Source organism: Pseudomonas sp. B21-036, assembly GCF_024748925.1.
In the GTDB taxonomy this organism is placed as follows: Bacteria; Pseudomonadota; Gammaproteobacteria; order Pseudomonadales; family Pseudomonadaceae; genus Aquipseudomonas; species Aquipseudomonas palmensis.
The window spans coordinates 1,522,922-1,539,320 of the sequence record NZ_CP087178.1 but is presented as its reverse complement, the minus strand read 5'-3'; the positions used below and the strand labels follow the sequence as shown (position 1 = coordinate 1,539,320).

The following is a 16,399-nucleotide window of genomic DNA, read 5'->3' as shown; positions in this document are numbered from 1 at the left end:
CGGAAAATGCTATCAAAATAAGATAGCATTTTTTCCAAAGGAGTCATTCAGGATCTTTCATTGACCCGCCAGCACCTGCGCATACCGCTCCCGGTCGATATTGGCGCCACTGAGCACCACTGCCACCTTGCGCCCCTGCTGGCGCTCGCGCTCCTGCAACAACGCCGCCAGCCCCGCCGCACCGGCACCTTCGGCGGTGTTGTGTGTGTCTTCGTGGAAGATGCGCATGGCGTTGGCGATTTCAGGGTCGCTGACGCGCACCACCCGCGCCGCGCCCTGGCGGATGATCTCGAACGCCTCGGGCAAGGGCATGCGGCATGCCATGCCGTCGGCGAAGGTGTTGGCGGTTTCGGTGGTGACGATGCGGTTCTGCTCGAAACTCGAGGCAAAGGCATCGGCCTCGGTGGACACCACCCCGACGATCTCGGTGTGCAGCCCCAGCAGGTCACGGGTACGAATCAGCCCGCAGATGCCCGAGCCCATGCCGATCGGCACGTACACGCAGTCCAGCGCCGGTACGGCCTCGAACAGCTCCAGCGCGTAGGTGGCCACGCCGCGGATCAGGTCCGGGTGGAACGGCGGCACGCTTTCATAGCCGTGCACCTGCGCCAGTCGCGCCGCCTCGGCCCGCGCCAGGTCGAAATCGGCGCCATGCTCCACCAGTTGCGCACCCAGCGCGCGCATGGCGGCATTCTTTTCCCGCGAGTTGCCCTCGGGCACCACGATGATGATCGGCAACCCGGCACTGCGCGCCGCCAGCGCCAGGCTCTGCCCGTGGTTGCCACGGGTGGCGGTGACCAGCCCGCGCACCGTGGGTGAGCGCGCCAGCAGCGCCTGCACGTACAGCAGCCCGCCGCGAACCTTGAAGGCACCGGTGGGCGCGTGATTCTCGTGCTTGACCCACACCTGGCAGCCCACGCGTTCGGCCAGGCGCGGCCAGGCGTACTGGGGCGTGGCAGGAACGCGGGTGTGTACCAGGCGGGCAGCGTCGCGCAGGGCGGACAGGTCGAACATGAGGCACCTCGATGGCCAGGGGAATTGACCTGATCCTAGTCGCGCCGCATTGTATGGGTGAACCCTTATATTGCATGGCCAACAATAAATGTGGACCCCCACCCTAGGCGACACCTCCCTGCCCCGCTACCTCGAACTGGTCGAGGCGATTGCGCGGGCGATCGAAAGCGGCGAGCTGAAAGTGGGCGAGCGCCTGCCGCCGCAGCGGCGCCTGGCCTGGAACCTGGGCCTTAACCCCAGCACCACCCAGCAGGCGTACCGCGAGGCAGCGGCCCGGCACCTGGTGTCCGGGGAGGTAGGGCGCGGCACCTACGTGCTGGCGGGCAGCAAGGAAGCCACGCTGTTCCGCCTCAAGCAACCCGGCCAGCAAGCGACGCAGATCGACCTGTCGACCAATGTGCCGGTGGCCGACGACAGCAACCCCGACCTGGCGCATGCCTTGCGCCATCTGCTGGAACAAGGCCCTGCCGGCCAGCTCGAGCATTACCTGGGTGCCGAACAGTTGCTGCGCGGGCGCCTTCAGGGCGCCGCCTGGCTGCGCCGGCGCGGCCTGCAACTGGACGAGCGCCAGGTGCTGCTGTGCGGCGGTGCCCAGCTGGGGTTGTTCAACGTGCTGCTTTCGCTGTGCCAGCCAGGAGACGCCGTGATGGTCGAGGCCTTGACCGCACCCGGCATCAAGGCGGCCTGTCGACAGTTGCGCCTGCCGTTGCACGAGGTTGCGCTGGACGGCCAGGGCATCCTGCCCGACGACCTGGACCGTGTCGCACGTGCCACCGGCGCGCGGGTCGTGGTGCTGACGCCGACCCTGCAGAACCCCACCGGCGCCTGCATGGGCGCTGCGCGCCAGGCCGCCATTGCCGCAGTGATCGAGCGCCATGCCCTGACCCTGATCGAGGATGATGTCTACGGTGCCCTGGCCGATACCCCGGCGCTGCTGGCACAGGTGGGCGGGCGCGGCGTGCTGGTCACCAGCCTGTCGAAGAGCGTCGCGGCCGGTTTGCGCCTGGGCTGGATCGTCGGCAGCGCCGAGTTGCTGGCGCGCATCGACCCGCATGCCCAGGCAACACACTGGCCGGTGTCGCCGCTGGACCTGGAGATCGCCTGCCGCTGGATCGATGACGGCACCGCGGCGCGACGCGTGGCCTGGCAGCGTGAAGAAGTGGGTCAGCGCTGGCGGATGGCCAGGCGGATACTGGGCAAGGCATTGGTGGGGGATGTGCCTTCGCCGCATGTCTGGGTCAACGGTGTGCACGCTGCAGCGTGCCGTGATGCCGGCGTGGCAGTGGTGCCAGCCGAGGTGTTCGCGGTGCGCCAGGGCGACCGGGCAGCGGTGCGCATCAGCCTGTCGGCGGCGCAGAGCCGGGCGCAGTTGAAGCAGGCGCTGGAAAGGGTGGCGGAAGTGGTTTCAGGGTGAGCGGGCCGCCCCTTCGCCGACAAGGCCGGCTCCTGCAGAGAACGCGGTACCGGTGCCGGCGAAGAGGCCCTCCAATTCAATCGCAACATCCGGAGTGAAACCCCAGTCACCTTTTCTACACTGAACCTGCTCCCTTACCCACGGAAACCGGCATGAACCCGCTGTTCTATACCCAGGCCTGCGCCCACCTGGCCAGCCTCGACCCGATCTGGGCCGCGCATATCGAGCGCATCGGCCCATGCCTGCACCAACCGCTGCCCACCCGCGACCCGTATCAGGCGCTGGTCAGGTCGATTGCCTACCAGCAATTGCACGCCAGGGCCGCCGAAGCGATCCTGCGGCGGTTCCTGGCGCTGTACCCCGGGCAGGCCTTCCCCAGCCCCGAGCAACTGCTGGCCACCGCGCCCGAGCAACTGCGTGCCTGCGGGTTTTCCGCGAGCAAGCTGGCCACTATCCAGGGCATCGCCCAGGCTCGCCTCGACGGCCTGGTACCCGACCATGAGCTGGCCCGCCGTCTCGACGAAACCAGCCTGATCGAGCGCCTGACGCAACTGCGTGGGGTTGGACGCTGGACCGTGGAGATGCTGCTGATCTACACCCTTGAACACATGGATACCCTGCCCGCCGATGACTTTGGCGTGCGCGAAGGCTACCGTCGCCTGTTCGCCCTGCCCGCCCAGCCCACGCGCAAGCAGATGCTGGAACTGGGCGCCCCGTGGAGCCCGTATCGTACCGTGGCCGCCTGGTACCTGTGGCGCGTAGCCGCCACCGGATGAAACCCGGGCGAATTCCACCGCAAGACCCGGAGTGCCGCCCCGCACGGCACCACCTACCCTCACCACATCGCCCTCAGCCAAGAGCCACACGCCATGCCCCGCACACCTTCGATCGATGTCAACGACCCACGCTGGCAAGCCGTGCTGGCCCGCGACGCCGCCGCGGATGATGCTTTCGTCTATGGGGTTCGCACCACCGGGGTCTACTGCCGCGCCTCCAGCCCGTCACGGTTGCCGCGCCCGGAGAACGTCGAGTTCTTCGACACTGCCGCCCAGGCCGAGGCCGCCGGCTATCGCCCCAGCCGGCACTACGCCGCCGACCCGCGCCAACTGGCCGAGCAGCATGCCACCCAGGTCACCCGGGCCTGCCAGCTGATCGAAACGGCCGAGGTCGAGCCCAGCCTCAAGCAAGTGGCCGCCCATGTCGGCATGAGCCCGTATCACTTCCACCGGGTGTTCAAGGCCGCGACCGGCCTCACCCCCAAGGCCTACGCCAATGCCAGACGCGCGCACAAGGTACGCCGGCAGCTTGAGCAGCCGGGCTCGATCACCGACGCCCTGTACAAGGCTGGCTACAACTCCAACAGCCGTTTCTACGAAGACAGCAACGCCCGGCTGGGCATGACCCCGGCCGCCTATCGCGCGGGCGGCGCCAATGCCTCGATCCGCTTTGCCATTGCCCAGTGCTCACTCGGCGCGCTGTTGGTGGCCCAAAGCGAGCGCGGGGTGTGCGCCATCCTGCTCGGCGACGACCCCGAGGCGTTGCTGCACGACCTGCAGGACAAGTTTCCCAAAGCCGAACTGATTGGCGCCGACGCCGAATTCGAGCAGTGGGTGGCCAAGGTGGTGGGGTTCATAGAAGCGCCCGCCCTGGGCCTGGACCTGCCGCTGGACCTGCGCGGCACGGCCTTCCAGGAGCGGGTGTGGCAGGCGTTGCGCAGCATCCCGGCAGGCAGCACCGCCAGCTACGCCGAGATCGCCCAGCGCATTGGCGCGCCCAGGGCAGTCAGGGCGGTGGCCCAGGCGTGCGCCGCCAACAGCCTGGCGGTGGCAGTGCCCTGTCATCGGGTGGTACGCAGTGATGGCAACCTGTCCGGCTACCGCTGGGGCGTGGAGCGCAAGCAGGCGCTCCTGGCCCGAGAACAACAGCCCAGTGACCTGTGATGATCAGCCCTGGCTGCAGCCGTCGCCCATGGCGCGGTATTCGATGGTGTGGCGCTGGCCCTGATGGTCTTCATAGGTCATGGTGGCCGGCACCACTTCGCAGACATTGGGCAGGGTCGAGAGGCTGATCACCCGGGCGATGTCCAGGTTGGTCGAATAGTCATATTGCTCGACCACCGGCTGCGCAGCAGCGGTCTTGACCTCGTCCGCCAGGGCGAACGAAGAGACACCCACCAATACAAGTGCAAGTAAGGTTTTCATGGTATTAGGCCTGCAAAGCAATCAAACGAAGTGTTTGACTTCATCAGCCAAGTTGGCGCGGAGAAGTTGTCATATCAACGAATGGACATAACACGAAGTACCGATCCCGTTACGCTTCTAGTTGCTGGGATGGGTCAAGTTTATAAGGTTGCGAAGGTGGTTGAAGCCCGAAGCCGGACATTCACTGTTACCGCCTCGGTAACAATAACCGCACGGCAAGCCCTCGACAGCCTACCCAAGCCCGTGTAAAAGCCCGTGCCAGAGCCCTTGCTGGAAACCGCCGTGAGTGAAATACGCTACAGCCTGCTAAGCGCTGCCGAGCGCCCTTTGCTGAACAAATTCTATCGCGCCGAAGGTACGGCCATGCGTGCCAGTGCCAAGGGCGAGGCCTGGGTGGCGCGTGCGGGTGAGCTTGTCGCCGCAGTGAACATGAGCGCGGTACCCGACGGGTTCTGGCTGACCGGCTTGCTGGTGGCACCCGCCTGGCGCGGCCGGCACATTGCACGACAACTGATCGAGCATGCCTGCGCCGGCAAGCCGGGCACGGTGTGGCTGTTCTGCCACCCGGACCTGCTGGCCTTCTACCAGCCACTGGGGTTCAGCCCTGCCGGCGCACTGCCGCTGCAGCTCAATGAGCGCCTGGCGCGCTATCAGCGCAGCAAATCGTTGATCGCGTTGGCGCGGGATCAGTCGTCGCTGGCCGGGTCCAGCCCCGGGAACAGCACCTCGGTATAACCGAACTTGCTGAAGTCATGAATGCGCGAGGGGTACAGGCGACCGATCAGGTGATCGCATTCGTGCTGCACCACCCGCGCATGAAAACCCTCTGCCGAGCGCTCGATGGGCTGGCCCTGCGGGTCGACCCCGCTGTAGCGAATGTGCCGGTAGCGGCTGACCACGCCGCGCAGGCCGGGCACCGACAGGCAGCCCTCCCAGCCATCCTCGACCTCGGTGCCCACCGGGGTGATCACCGGGTTGAGCAGAATGGTCTGCGGCACGGGCTCGGCATCCGGGTAGCGCTCGCTACGCTCGAAGCCGAAGATCACCAGTTGCAGGTCGACCCCGATCTGCGGCGCCGCCAGCCCCACGCCGCCCACGTGCTGCATGGTGTCGAACATGTCGGCAATCAGCTGCTCCAGCTCGGCAGTGCCGAACAGGCGGGCCGGTACGGGCGGTGCAACGCGCAACAGGCGCTCGTCGCCCATCTTCAGGATGTCACGAATCATGCGGGGCTCGGCTCACGGGTTCAGGCGCGGAATCGGACGGGATGGAGTGATCGCGCCCCAACCCGGAAACATGCTTTTTATCATGTTCCGGCGCATCGTCGTCGGGCATTTCCTTCTCGCCAGGGTCCTTGCCTTCGGCCGACATGTGCTCGATCACCGCATTCATCTCCGCCCCCAGCAGCAATACTGCGGCAGAAATATAGAAGTACAGCAACAGCACGATGATCGCACCGATGCTGCCGTACATCGCGTTGTAGTCGGCAAACGTCTTGACGTAGTAGCCAAACCCCAGCGACGCGATGATCCACACCACCACCGCCAGTACCGAGCCGGGGGTGATGAAGCGAAATTCCTGCTCCACATCGGGCATCACGTAATAGATCAATGCCACCGCCACCATCATCAGGATGATGATGGCCGGCCAGCGCAGGATGGTCCACAGCGTGACGATGAACTCCTGCATGCCTACCTGCGAGGCGATCCATTCCATCACCTGCGGGCCCAGCACCATCAAGGCGGCGGCGGCCAGCAGCATGCCGGCGATTCCGACGGTATACAGCACCGAGAGCGGGATGCGCTTCCACACCGGGCGCCCTTCCACCACGTCATAGGCGGCGTTCATCGCGCTCATCATCAGGCGCACGCCCGCCGACGCGGTCCACAGGGCGATCACGATACCTACCGAGAGCAGCCCGCCCTTGGATTGCTGCAACTGGTCGATCACCGGGTTGACCTGCTCCAGCGCCTGGGGCGGCAACACCAGTTCCGACTGCAGGCGCAGCCAGGTGAAGAAGTCGGGCAAATGCAGAAACCCGATCAGGGCGATCAGGAACAGCAGGAAGGGGAACAGCGAAAACAGCATCTGGTAGGCCAGGGCCGACGCATAGGTGGACATCTCGTCATCGAGAAACTCGCTTACCGTGCGCACCAGAACACGATGCAACGGCAGGCCGTGCAAGTTGGGGAAAATCATAGCGTCTCCTTTCGCCGCTCCACTGTCATAGGCAGTAATCCAAGCGTTGGGGGGTGTTTTACCTGACGGTAGTCTAGTAGACCACGTCTGTGAGGTTACGATTGATTGCCACAGACAGCAGAACGGCCACCCGAAGATGGCCGTTATCGGCTACACGCGCAGCCGGTCAGGGCTTTTTCACAGCATCCTTGACCGCATCCTTGGCCTTGCCCACTGCCTGCTGGGTTTCGCCCTTGACTTCCTGGGCCTTGCCCTCGGCGCGCAGTTTATCGTTATCGGTCACCTTGCCCACGCCTTGCTTGATGTTGCCTACCGCTTCGTTGGCCAAGCCTTTTGCTTTGTCCGAAGTGCTGCTCATGGCATTTCTCCTGAAGGGGAACAGATAGCTGTCAGTGTCGACAGTCAGTGGACCCGCCCGCTTCTGCGAGAGTTTCAAATATTTTTGGGCGGTGTGGATTCCCACAATGGATAAACAGCGGGCGAATATCGCACCCAATCGTGCCTGGCCTGCGCCAGGGGCTGTCGGCTTTGCCTAGAATCGGGCACCAGCGCCCTGCAGCCCGGGCGCGATAAAAACAACAGACACAGCGATCACTACCCATGCGTATCTCCCCCTTGCTGGCAGCCCTGCTGCTGGCCGTACCTGCCCATGCCCTGCACGCAGCACCTGACGTACAGCCCGCCGCCCTGACCACCCTGGTGGTCGATCGCTATGCCGACGACGAGCAGCCCGGCAGCCTGCGCTGGGCCATCGAGCGCAACAACCAGGCGCCCGGCACCTACCGGATCGAGATCCGCCCGGTCGGCCAGCCGCCCTACGTGATCAAGCCCGCTTCGGCCCTGCCGCCGATTCTCGGCCCGGTAAGCCTCGAAGGTGCGGCCTGGAAGCGCAACGGCGAGTACATCGCCATCGACGGTTCGGCCTATATCGTCGGCAACGGCACGCGCGCATGCCCTGGCGCCGTGCCCGGACAGTTCGGCACCAATGTGCGCACCACCACCGGCCCGGGGCTGGTGATACGCGATACCCAGGGCGTGGAGATTTCCGGCCTGGATGTGCGTAATTTCTGCATCGGCATCCTGGTCAACCGCGCCAGCCACAACGTCATCCAGGACAACCGCATCACCGCCAACAAGGGTGGCGCCGGCATCATGCTGACCGGCGACGACGGCCAGGGCAATTCGACCGCCACCACCACGGTGAACAACAAGGTGCTGCGCAACCAGCTGGTGGACAACGGCGACGGCCTGGAGCTGACCCGCGGCGCGGCGTTCAACCTGGTGGCCGACAACCTGTTTCGCTCCACCCCGGCCAACGCGGAGCCCTCCCAGGGCATCGAGATCCTGTGGGGCAATGACAACACGGTGGTGCGCAACCGCTTCGAGGACTATTCCGACGGCCTGCAGATCAACTGGGGCCAGCGCAATTATCTGGGGGCCAACACCTTTACCGGCAACTCCATCGGCGTGAGCGTCAGCGGTGCGGGCAACATCCTCGATGGCAACCTGATCCACGGCAACCGCATCGGCGTGGCGCTGCGCCCGGAGCCGACCTCCACCAGCAACCGCCTGACCGCCAACCGCATCTGGAACAACAGCCAGGATATCCGGCGCTGCGAAGCGGGTGGTTCGTGCGTGCCCGATCAGCGCACCGGTGCCATCGTGTTTTCGGTGCCGGCGCTGGAGCATGCGATCTATGTGGGCTCGCGCGGCATCGGTGTCGACCCGTCGGGCACCAACCGGGCGATCATCTGTACCGACAAGGCCGCACCGCAGGGTTGCCAGCCGGTACCCAATCACGATCAGGCGGCCCCGTTGCTCATGGCAGTCAAAGGTGACCGCTTGCTGGGCCAGGTGAGTGGCGAGCCCGACAGCCTGTTGCGGGTGGAGGTGTTCGGCAATGCTGACTCAAAGGCCAGTGAAGCGGAGCAGTATCTGGGCGAAGTGATGGTGGCGACGGATGCCAAGGGTCAGGCGCAGTTCGAGTATGTATTGCCGCAAGCAGATGGGCTGCAGGCGTTCACCGCGACGGTCACCCGGTCCGACGGGGCCACCTCGGAGTTGAGCAAGGCGCTGGCGCGCTGAGGACCGCGGGGCGGCCATTCGTCGGCAGGGATTGTCTGCAAATGGTCGGCCCTGTCAGCAGGCCCCGCTTTAGTTTTCAGCGCAATCCCAGCACAATGGCCGACCTTTCAAGCGTCACCCGTAGGAACCTGCATGAAACTCGACAAACCCACCGCCATCGCCCGTCGCAACCAGGCGCTGGAACGCCCTGTGCTCAACAGCGACAACACCCTGTTTGCCGTGCTCGATACCAAGCGCAGCCTGTGGTGGTTCGATGTGCCGGTGAAGCTGGTGCTGCCCAAGAGCGTGGCCGACTGGGTCAACCTGCTGCTCTACACCCCGGAGACCGACCAGTTGCAGCACCTCAAGGTGCCGGTCAACTTCCTGCGTGCGCACCTGGAGAAGATGGAAGTACGCAAGCCGGGCAAGCGTCGCTCGACCATCAGCCTGGCGCTGAGCGCCGACCGCGACTCGCTGCTGCAGGACTTGCGTCCGGGCGGCGAAAACCTGAGTTTTGCCGCCTTCGTGCAGGTCTGATCAGACCAGTTCGATGCGGTCGGCGTGAATCACGATGCGCCCGTCCTTGTACAGGGCGCCGATCGCTTTCTTGAAGTTGCCCTTGCTCACCCCGAACAGGTCGCTGATCACCTGCGGGTCGCTCTTGTCGCTGACCGGCAGCACGCCGTTGGCGGCCTTGAGCTTGTCGAGGATCTTGTCGTTCAGCGTGCTGGCCAGGGCCTGGCCGACCGGCTGCAGGCTCAGGGCGATCTTGCCGTCGCTGCGCAGCTCCTTGATGTAGCCCTTCTCCTGCTTGCCCGAACGCAAGAACTTGAACACTTCGTTCTTGTGGATCAGGCCCCAGTGCTTGTTGTTGATGATGGCCTTGAACCCCATCGGGGTTTCCTCGACCACCAGCAGGTCGACTTCCTGGCCCACGCTGTAGTTGGCCGGCAGCTTGTCGAGGTAGCGGTCCAGGCGCGCGGTGGCGGTGATGCGCCGGGTGCGCTTGTCGAGGTAAGCATGCACCACGCAGTACTCGCCCGCCTTCATCTGGCGTTTTTCTTCGGAGTACGGCATCAACAGGTCCTTGGGCAGGCCCCAGTCGAGGAAGATGCCGATGCTGTTGATTTCCACCACCTTGAGGCTGGCGAACTCGCCCACCTGCAGTTTGGTCTTCTCGGTGGTGGCGATCAGCTTGTCTTCGCTGTCGAGGTAGACGAAGACGTTGAGCCAGTCCTCGACCTCGGTGGGCGTGTCCTTGGGGATGTAACGGTTGGGCAGCAGGATCTCGCCGTCCGCCCCGCCGTCCAGGTACAGACCGAAATCCGTGTGCTTGACCACTTGCAAAGTGTTGTAACGCCCAACTAAAGCCATTTGCTGAAATCCTCGTTGCGAGGCTGGCATTCTACACGCTACGGGAACCGCCAGGCGCGCCGTTGTTCTATAAACACAAGCACGCCCCTGCAAGGATATGCACCCATGGATGCCTGCCTGTCCACGTTGTTTCGCTGCCTTTCGCTGCTGGTGCTGTCGACGCTGCTGCTGGTCGGCTGCAACCGCATGGACCTCGCCTACCGCAACCTCGATGTACTGGTGCCCTGGTCGCTGAGCGACTACCTGAGCATGAATCGCCAGCAGAAAGGCTGGCTGGACGAACGACTAAAGGCGCACCTGGCATGGCATTGTCGTACACAGCTGCCGGGCTATCTGACATGGCTGGGCGATATTCGACAGATGGTCGCGCACAACGAGGTCACCGACGCGCAGCTAAGGCTGCGCACCGAGCAGGCCAAGCAGGCCATCGCCGAGGTGGCCGACCAGATCATGCCGTCGGCCACGCAGCTGCTGCGCGGCATGGACGACGAACAGGTCAGCGACATGCGCGAGGCGTTTGCCGAAGACATTCGCGAGCGCGAGGCCAAGTATGTGAAGACGCCGCTGGCCAGGCAGATCGAGCAGCGCCAGCAGCGCATGGAAAAACGCCTGACGCCATGGCTGGGCGAACTGAACCCGCAGCAGCGCCTGCGCGTGGCGCAGTGGTCACAGGCGTTGGGCGAACAGAACCGTCAGTGGATCGCCAACCGCGCACACTGGCAGGCGCAGTTCACTGCGGCGATGGAGCAACGGCGCAGCGAGGCATTCGAACCAAGGCTGGAACTACTGCTCAAGCAGCGCGAAAGCCTGTGGACGCCGGAGTACCGCATGGCCTACCAGCGTACCGAACAGGAGGCGCGCAGCCTGCTGGTGGACCTGATGGCGCAGAGCAGCGAGCAGCAACGTCAGCACCTGCTGGGCAGGCTGGCCAAGGTGCAGCAGGACTTCAGCAAGCTCAAGTGCCTGCAATCCTGAACCGATTCGCCGGCAAGGCCGGCTCCTACAGGCGCGACGCGCTTCCCCTTGGCGCCGGCAAGGCCGGCGAAGCTGCTCAGTTCTCCCGGCACTTGCGCCGGTACGGGAACACATCGATCACCTTCCCCTCCCGTATCGCCGCCTGCAGCCCCTTCCAGTAATCGGCGTCATACAACTCGCCATGCAACTGGCTGAACAGCCGCCGCTGACCGATGTCGGCAAACAGAAACGGCGGGAACTCCTCGGGGAACACGTCCAGCGGCCCGATCGAGTACCACGGCTCGCTGGCCATCTCGTCCTCGGGGAAACGCGGCGGCGGGATATAGCGGAAGTTGGCTTCGGTCAGAAAGCAGATCTCGTCATAGTCATAGAACACCACCCGCCCATGCCGGGTAACGCCAAAGTTCTTCAGCAGCATGTCGCCGGGGAAGATGTTCGCCGCCGCCAGTTGCTTGATCGCCAGCCCGTAGTCCTCCAGCGCCTCGCGCACCTGGGCCTCGTTGGCGTTTTCCAGGTACAGGTTCAGCGGGGTCATGCGCCGCTCGGTCCAGCAGTGGCGGATAAGCACCGTGTCGCCCTCCACCACCACGGTCGACGGTGCCACTTCCAGCAGCTCGGCCAGGCACTCGGGCTCGAACTTGCCCAGCGGGAAGCGAAAGTCGGCGAACTCCTGGGTATCGGCCATGCGCCCCACGCGGTCGACGCTCTTTACCAGGCGGTACTTCTCGATGACCGTGGCGCGGTCGACACTCTTGGACGGCGAGAAGCGGTCCTTGATGATCTTGAACACGGTGTTGAAGCCCGGCAGGGTGAACACGCTCATGACCATGCCGCGCACGCCGGGGGCCATGATGAAGCGGTCATCGGTACTGGCCAGATGATTAATCAGCGCCCGGTAGAACTCGGACTTGCCGTGCTTGTAGAAACCGATGGAGGTGTACAGCTCGGCGATGTGCTTGCCCGGCAGGATGCGCTTGAGAAAGCCCACGAACTCGGCCGGCACCGGCACATCGACCATGAAGTACGAGCGAGTGAACGAGAAGATGATCGACACATCGGCTTCATCGGTGATCAGCGCATCGATTTCGATGCCGTGGCCTTCGTGGTGCAGCAGCGGAATCACCAGCGGCCACTGCTCATCGTGGGTGAACAGCCGGCCCACCAGGTAGGCCCCCTTGTTGCGATAGAGCACCGAGGAAAACAGCTCCACCTGCAGTTGCGGGTCCTTGCACACCCAATCGGGCAGGTTCTCGCGCAACTGCGCCTCCAGGCGCGCCAGGTCGCCGGGCAGGTCGGCGAAGGGCACCGCGAAGGCGTAGTCGGCGAAGACCTGCGCGAGCATCTCGCCCAGCCCGCCCTGGGGGCGGTAGGTGCGGGTCTGCGCGGCGCGCTCATGGGCGCGCAGTGCCGGGCGCGTGGTATGGATGAACATGCAGCCGTCGCTGATCAGGTCATGGCTGAACAGGCTGCAGAAGATCGAGTTGTACCAGGTTTCGGAAAGCTCATCGTCCAGGCGCGGGTCGATCAGGCTGATGTAGGCGCTCTTGACCAGCGGCCAGAACGTCGCATCCAGCAGAACCTCGGGCTCGAAAGCGCCGGCCAGCCAGCCGCTGACCTCGCTGACCTTTTCCTCGTAGAGATTGATACGTGCCGCCGAGGCCGTCTGGATCTGCTGCCATTGCGCGAGCTCGAAGCGTTGGCGTGCCCCGTCGGTGATCTGGCGAAAGTGCTCACGGTAGCTGTCGAAGCCATCGAGAATCATCCGGGCGATGGCGGCGGCCGGCCATTGTTGGGGCATGGGTAAGACCTCTGCGGGAATTTCAAAGACCTGAGCTTAGCCAGTCACGCAAGGCTGCGATAGCCTACTTAGGAACCGTTTCGCGCCCTTCGCCGGCAAGGCCGGCTCCTACAGATGCCGCCCCCACAGCAGGAGCCGGCGGTGCTGGCGAAAGCGCCCAAATTGACACCGCAAGAAAGCGAGAGAGCCCGCCCGGGCTTTTACCGTAAACTCCCGCCCCTGCCCCTGTTACCCGGAGAACCCCCGTGAGCCCCATCGCCATCACCCGACTGTTGATTCTCGCTGCCGTGTGGGGGGCCAGTTTTCTGTTCATGCGCATCATTGCGCCGGTGCTGGGCACCCTGCCCACCGCCTTCTTTCGCGTCTCCATCGCCTGCGCCGGGTTGCTGGTGATTCTCGCCCTGCTGCGCGTGCGCTGGGACTTCCAGGGCAAACTCAAGGCCTGCCTGTTTCTGGGCATGATCAACTCGGGAATACCCGCAACGCTCTACTCGGTGGCCGCACAGGTGCTGCCCGCCGGCTACTCGGCGATCTTCAACGCCACCACGCCGCTGATGGGCGTGCTGATCGGCGCGCTGTTCTTTCGCGAGGCCATGACCCTGCCCAAGCTGGGCGGCATCTTCCTGGGCCTGTTCGGGGTCGGCATTCTCAGTGGTGCGGGGCCGGTGGCCTTCGACGCCAGGCTCATGCAGGGCGCCCTCTCGTGTCTGGCGGCCACCACCTGCTATGGCTTCTCGGGGTATCTGGCGCGGCGCTGGCTCGACCAGCAGGGCGGCCTGGACAGTCGCCTGTCGGCGCTGGGCAGCATGATGGGTGCCACCTTGCTGTTGCTGCCGCTGTTCGGCTTCAGCGTGATCACCCAGCCACCTGCCAGCTGGGGCGGCTGGCAGGTGTGGTTGTCGCTGCTGGGGCTGGGCCTGTTGTGCACCGCCTTCGCCTACATCCTGTACTTTCGCCTGATCAGCGAAATCGGCCCGGTAAAATCCACCACCGTGACCTTCATGATCCCGGCCTTCGGCGTGCTGTGGGGCGCGTGGCTGCTGGACGAGCCCCTGTCGATGGCGCACCTGTATGGCGGGCTGCTGATTGCCGTGGCCTTGTGGCTGGTGCTCAAGCCGGCCCGCCAGGCCCGTCAGCTGGCCAGCGACTGATCCACCGTGTCAGGCTTGGTCGCGGGCTTGCGGAACACGAACAGCAGGCCCACCACGATCAAGCCCATGCCCAGCAGGCTCAAGGCCGCCAGGCGATTGCCGAAGATCAGGTAGTCCATCACCGCCGTCACCGCCGGCACCAGGTAGAACAGGCTGGTGACATTGACCAGGTTGCCCTTGGCGATCAGCCGGTACAGCAGCAAGGTCGCCAGCAACGACACCACCAGGCCCATCCACAGCACCGAGAACACAAAGCTGGTATTGGGGTTGACCGCCAGCGGCTGGAACGGTGCAAACAGCGCGCACATCAGCAGCCCCGCCAGGTACTGCAAGGGCAGCGTGCCCACCGGGTTGCTGGTGATGCGCTTCTGCATGATCGAGCCGAACGTCATGCTGGCCAGCGCCAGCAGCGCGAACAGCATGCCCGCCAGCGAGATGCCGCCCAGGCCGATGCCCTGGTACACCACCATCACCAGCCCGATCAGCCCCAGGCTCAGGCCGAACAGCCGGCTGAACGAACGCTTGCGCTCCATCAGCACCACCGTGAGGATAGGCTGCACGCCCATCACGGTGGCCATGATGCCGGGCGTCACCTTCAGGTCCAGCGCCAGCAGGTAGAAGATCTGGTAGGCACCGAGCAGCACGCAGCCGGTGGCGATGGCTTGCAGCAACGGGCCGCGACCGCGTGGCCAGTGCAGGCGCAGCAACGGGCCGAGCAGCAGCAGGCCGACAAAGGCAATCGCAAAGCGGATCAGCAGAAAGGCAAAGGGCGAGGCCTGCGCCAGGCCGAGCTTGGAGACGATGGCGCCGCTGCTCCAGAGCAGGACGAACAGGCTGGTGGTGGCCGCCGAGGCCACGGATTGTTTCGAGATAACTGACATGAAATGCCACCTGTATTCGGGCAAGTAAGCCGAACGGTCTAGCTGCGCGGTGCAGCCGGCCGTATTCAGTAGGGTTCAGGTGTGGTGGGGGCGCAGCCAGTGGCCGCTCAGCCCAGCACTACAACCACGCCGGGTGGTGCGACAACGCACGCCACGGGGCTACTGACAGGTGGTGGGTAGTGACTGATCATGACCGGCTGCTGGGACCCACGCACGACCACGACCGCGTCGGGCGCGGTAGCGAATACGGTGGTGGGGCGGGAAGCTGGCATGTGCAGGTCTTCGGTGAGGTGAACTGTGGGTGAATATAGCCACACTCGCGACACGGTGCAAGGCCCGCCCCGGCAGGGGCCAACCTTGCACCGAGTGGGGTCAGAACAGCCAGCGGTACAGCAGGTAAGCAACCAGCACCGCCAGCACCGGGCGCAGCACGCGGTAGGCCTTGGGGTTGGCGCGCTTGAAGGTCTTGACCCGGCTGCTGATCACGGTACTGAAGCGTTTGCTCCAGGCATACGCCTGGTTGATGCCGCCCACGCGCTCGTCGTCGGTATTCTGCGGCGCGGTGGCCCGGCCCAGGAAGGCACTGACCTTGCGATTGATGCGGGTCATCAGCGGGCTGGTCAGCGGTCGCTCGATATCGCAGAACAGGATCACCCGGGTGGTCTCGGTTTCGTTCTTCACCCAGTGCACGTAGGTTTCATCGAACATCACGTCTTCGCCATCGCGCCAGGCGTACACCTGGCCGTCGACATAGATGCGGCAGTCGTCCGAGTTCGGCGTGGACAGCCCCAGGTGATAGCGCAGCGAACCGCCGAACGGGTCGCGGTGCGGGTTCAGGTGGCTGCCGCCCGGCAGCAGGGCGAACATCGCGCCCTTGACGTTGGGGATGCTGTTGACCAGCTCGACGGTGCGGGGGCACAGCGCCTCGGCCGATGGCAGCGCCTTGTCGTACCACTTCAGGTAGAAGCGCTTCCAACCCTTCTTGAAGAACGAACCGAAGCCGGCATCGTTGTCTTTTTCGGCGGCGCGGATGTAGCCCTCGTCGAACAGGTGCATGGCCTCCTCGCGGATCACCTGCCAGTTGTCCTTGAGCACGTCCAGCTCGGGGAAGCGGCTACGGTCCAGGTAGGGCTTGGAAGGCACCCCGGAAAACAGGTACATCAGGGCGTTATAGGGGGCGAACAGCGCCGAATGGTTGACGAACTGGCGCAACACGGGCAAACGCGCCTTGCCGCGCAGGTGCACGTACAGGGTGCTGCCGAAGAACAGCAGCAGTACACCTGCCTTGGCGACAAAGGAAAAGGTCATGCAACACTCCTTGAATTTCG

17 protein-coding genes are annotated in these 16,399 nt (G+C 64.6%); 8 read left to right on the top strand and 9 right to left on the bottom strand.

The genetic code is table 11. From position 1 onward, the window contains the following. Positions 1-57: 57 nt before the first annotated feature. A complete protein-coding gene (locus LOY33_RS06975; protein ID WP_258662357.1) occupies positions 58-1,014 on the bottom strand; it encodes a threonine dehydratase in 957 nt (318 codons plus the stop codon). A gap of 88 nt (positions 1,015-1,102) precedes the next feature. Here LOY33_RS06975 and LOY33_RS06970 point away from each other — a divergent pair, with 88 nt between their 5' ends. From LOY33_RS06970 to ada, 3 genes are all read left to right on the top strand, one after another. Beyond that, the gene (locus tag LOY33_RS06970) at positions 1,103-2,428 is read left to right on the top strand and encodes a PLP-dependent aminotransferase family protein (RefSeq protein WP_100634633.1); all 1,326 of its coding nucleotides are present in this window, start codon (positions 1,103-1,105) and stop codon (positions 2,426-2,428) included. A 152-nt stretch (positions 2,429-2,580) separates the two neighbouring features. Next, on the top strand, positions 2,581-3,204 hold the full coding sequence (locus tag LOY33_RS06965; RefSeq protein ID WP_258662356.1) for a DNA-3-methyladenine glycosylase: 624 nt from the start codon (positions 2,581-2,583) through the stop codon (positions 3,202-3,204). Positions 3,205-3,297: 93 nt separating this feature from the next. After that, positions 3,298-4,368, top strand: a complete 1,071-nt coding sequence (gene ada, locus LOY33_RS06960) for a bifunctional DNA-binding transcriptional regulator/O6-methylguanine-DNA methyltransferase Ada (RefSeq protein ID WP_213607183.1) — start codon at positions 3,298-3,300, stop codon at positions 4,366-4,368. Positions 4,369-4,371: 3 nt separating this feature from the next. On the opposite strand, the gene LOY33_RS06955 is transcribed toward ada, so the two are convergent. After that, entirely contained in the window at positions 4,372-4,629 is a 258-nt protein-coding gene (locus tag LOY33_RS06955; RefSeq protein ID WP_043864173.1) for a DUF2790 domain-containing protein, read from the bottom strand. Between the two features lie 282 nt (positions 4,630-4,911). Between LOY33_RS06955 and LOY33_RS06950 the strand changes: the two genes are divergently transcribed. After that, complete coding sequence (locus tag LOY33_RS06950) at positions 4,912-5,364, top strand: GNAT family N-acetyltransferase (protein WP_104572189.1); 453 nt, start codon at positions 4,912-4,914, stop codon at positions 5,362-5,364. Here the strand turns inward: LOY33_RS06950 and def are convergent. The 3 genes from def to LOY33_RS06935 all read right to left on the bottom strand — a co-directional run bounded on the left by def (position 5,316) and on the right by LOY33_RS06935 (position 7,186). Further along, positions 5,316-5,855: a peptide deformylase gene (gene def, locus LOY33_RS06945; protein WP_043864175.1), complete on the bottom strand. Its 540-nt coding sequence runs from the start codon at positions 5,853-5,855 to the stop codon at positions 5,316-5,318. The genes LOY33_RS06950 and def overlap by 49 nt on opposite strands. Next, positions 5,845-6,828, bottom strand: a complete 984-nt coding sequence (locus LOY33_RS06940; protein ID WP_043864176.1) for a YihY/virulence factor BrkB family protein — start codon at positions 6,826-6,828, stop codon at positions 5,845-5,847. The genes def and LOY33_RS06940 overlap by 11 nt, the downstream gene beginning before the upstream one ends. A 166-nt stretch (positions 6,829-6,994) precedes the next feature. Then, positions 6,995-7,186, bottom strand: coding sequence for a CsbD family protein (locus LOY33_RS06935; protein ID WP_043864177.1), 192 nt, complete (start codon positions 7,184-7,186; stop codon positions 6,995-6,997). 242 nt (positions 7,187-7,428) lie between these two features. Here LOY33_RS06935 and LOY33_RS06930 point away from each other — a divergent pair, with 242 nt between their 5' ends. Both LOY33_RS06930 and LOY33_RS06925 read left to right on the top strand, forming a co-directional pair. Beyond that, positions 7,429-8,913, top strand: a complete 1,485-nt coding sequence (locus tag LOY33_RS06930; protein WP_258662355.1) for a nitrous oxide reductase family maturation protein NosD — start codon at positions 7,429-7,431, stop codon at positions 8,911-8,913. A gap of 132 nt (positions 8,914-9,045) precedes the next feature. Next, positions 9,046-9,429 carry a hypothetical protein gene (locus LOY33_RS06925; RefSeq protein ID WP_043864179.1) on the top strand — a complete coding sequence of 128 codons (384 nt, stop codon included), beginning with the start codon at positions 9,046-9,048 and terminating at the stop codon, positions 9,427-9,429. Here the strand turns inward: LOY33_RS06925 and LOY33_RS06920 are convergent, their stop codons facing one another. Further along, positions 9,430-10,266 (bottom strand): S1 RNA-binding domain-containing protein, encoded by an 837-nt coding sequence (locus tag LOY33_RS06920; RefSeq protein ID WP_043864180.1) that lies wholly within the window; start codon positions 10,264-10,266, stop codon positions 9,430-9,432. Positions 10,267-10,371: 105 nt separating this feature from the next. On the opposite strand from LOY33_RS06920, the gene LOY33_RS06915 reads away from it, so the two are divergent. Continuing rightward, a complete protein-coding gene (locus LOY33_RS06915; protein WP_408980686.1) occupies positions 10,372-11,241 on the top strand; it encodes a DUF6279 family lipoprotein in 870 nt (289 codons plus the stop codon). Between the two features lie 76 nt (positions 11,242-11,317). Here LOY33_RS06915 and aceK read toward each other — a convergent pair whose 3' ends face one another. Then, complete coding sequence (gene aceK / locus LOY33_RS06910) at positions 11,318-13,039, bottom strand: bifunctional isocitrate dehydrogenase kinase/phosphatase (RefSeq protein ID WP_043864182.1); 1,722 nt, start codon at positions 13,037-13,039, stop codon at positions 11,318-11,320. A 245-nt stretch (positions 13,040-13,284) separates the two neighbouring features. Between aceK and LOY33_RS06905 the strand changes: the two genes are divergently transcribed. After that, positions 13,285-14,190, top strand: a complete 906-nt coding sequence (locus LOY33_RS06905) for a DMT family transporter (RefSeq protein ID WP_054914956.1) — start codon at positions 13,285-13,287, stop codon at positions 14,188-14,190. Here the strand turns inward: LOY33_RS06905 and LOY33_RS06900 are convergent. Next, positions 14,172-15,071, bottom strand: coding sequence for a DMT family transporter (locus LOY33_RS06900; RefSeq protein WP_123752997.1), 900 nt, complete (start codon positions 15,069-15,071; stop codon positions 14,172-14,174). The genes LOY33_RS06905 and LOY33_RS06900 overlap by 19 nt on opposite strands. Positions 15,072-15,443: 372 nt before the next feature. Continuing rightward, positions 15,444-16,379 (bottom strand): aspartyl/asparaginyl beta-hydroxylase domain-containing protein, encoded by a 936-nt coding sequence (locus LOY33_RS06895; protein WP_043864185.1) that lies wholly within the window; start codon positions 16,377-16,379, stop codon positions 15,444-15,446. Positions 16,380-16,399 lie beyond the last annotated feature (20 nt).

Excerpts from the sequence above, each read along its gene's own strand:
- LOY33_RS06975 (WP_258662357.1), bottom strand. The coding sequence starts at position 1,014 with ATGTTCGACCTGTCCGCCCTGCGCGACGCTGCCCGCCTGGTACACACC.
- LOY33_RS06970 (WP_100634633.1), top strand. The coding sequence starts at position 1,103 with ATGTGGACCCCCACCCTAGGCGACACCTCCCTGCCCCGCTACCTCGAA.
- LOY33_RS06965 (WP_258662356.1), top strand. The coding sequence starts at position 2,581 with ATGAACCCGCTGTTCTATACCCAGGCCTGCGCCCACCTGGCCAGCCTC.
- ada (WP_213607183.1), top strand. The coding sequence starts at position 3,298 with ATGCCCCGCACACCTTCGATCGATGTCAACGACCCACGCTGGCAAGCC.
- LOY33_RS06955 (WP_043864173.1), bottom strand. The coding sequence starts at position 4,629 with ATGAAAACCTTACTTGCACTTGTATTGGTGGGTGTCTCTTCGTTCGCC.
- def (WP_043864175.1), bottom strand. The coding sequence starts at position 5,855 with ATGATTCGTGACATCCTGAAGATGGGCGACGAGCGCCTGTTGCGCGTT.
- LOY33_RS06940 (WP_043864176.1), bottom strand. The coding sequence starts at position 6,828 with ATGATTTTCCCCAACTTGCACGGCCTGCCGTTGCATCGTGTTCTGGTG.
- LOY33_RS06935 (WP_043864177.1), bottom strand. The coding sequence starts at position 7,186 with ATGAGCAGCACTTCGGACAAAGCAAAAGGCTTGGCCAACGAAGCGGTA.
- LOY33_RS06930 (WP_258662355.1), top strand. The coding sequence starts at position 7,429 with ATGCGTATCTCCCCCTTGCTGGCAGCCCTGCTGCTGGCCGTACCTGCC.
- LOY33_RS06925 (WP_043864179.1), top strand. The coding sequence starts at position 9,046 with ATGAAACTCGACAAACCCACCGCCATCGCCCGTCGCAACCAGGCGCTG.
- LOY33_RS06920 (WP_043864180.1), bottom strand. The coding sequence starts at position 10,266 with ATGGCTTTAGTTGGGCGTTACAACACTTTGCAAGTGGTCAAGCACACG.
- LOY33_RS06915 (WP_408980686.1), top strand. The coding sequence starts at position 10,372 with ATGGATGCCTGCCTGTCCACGTTGTTTCGCTGCCTTTCGCTGCTGGTG.
- aceK (WP_043864182.1), bottom strand. The coding sequence starts at position 13,039 with ATGCCCCAACAATGGCCGGCCGCCGCCATCGCCCGGATGATTCTCGAT.
- LOY33_RS06900 (WP_123752997.1), bottom strand. The coding sequence starts at position 15,071 with ATGTCAGTTATCTCGAAACAATCCGTGGCCTCGGCGGCCACCACCAGC.
- LOY33_RS06895 (WP_043864185.1), bottom strand. The coding sequence starts at position 16,379 with ATGACCTTTTCCTTTGTCGCCAAGGCAGGTGTACTGCTGCTGTTCTTC.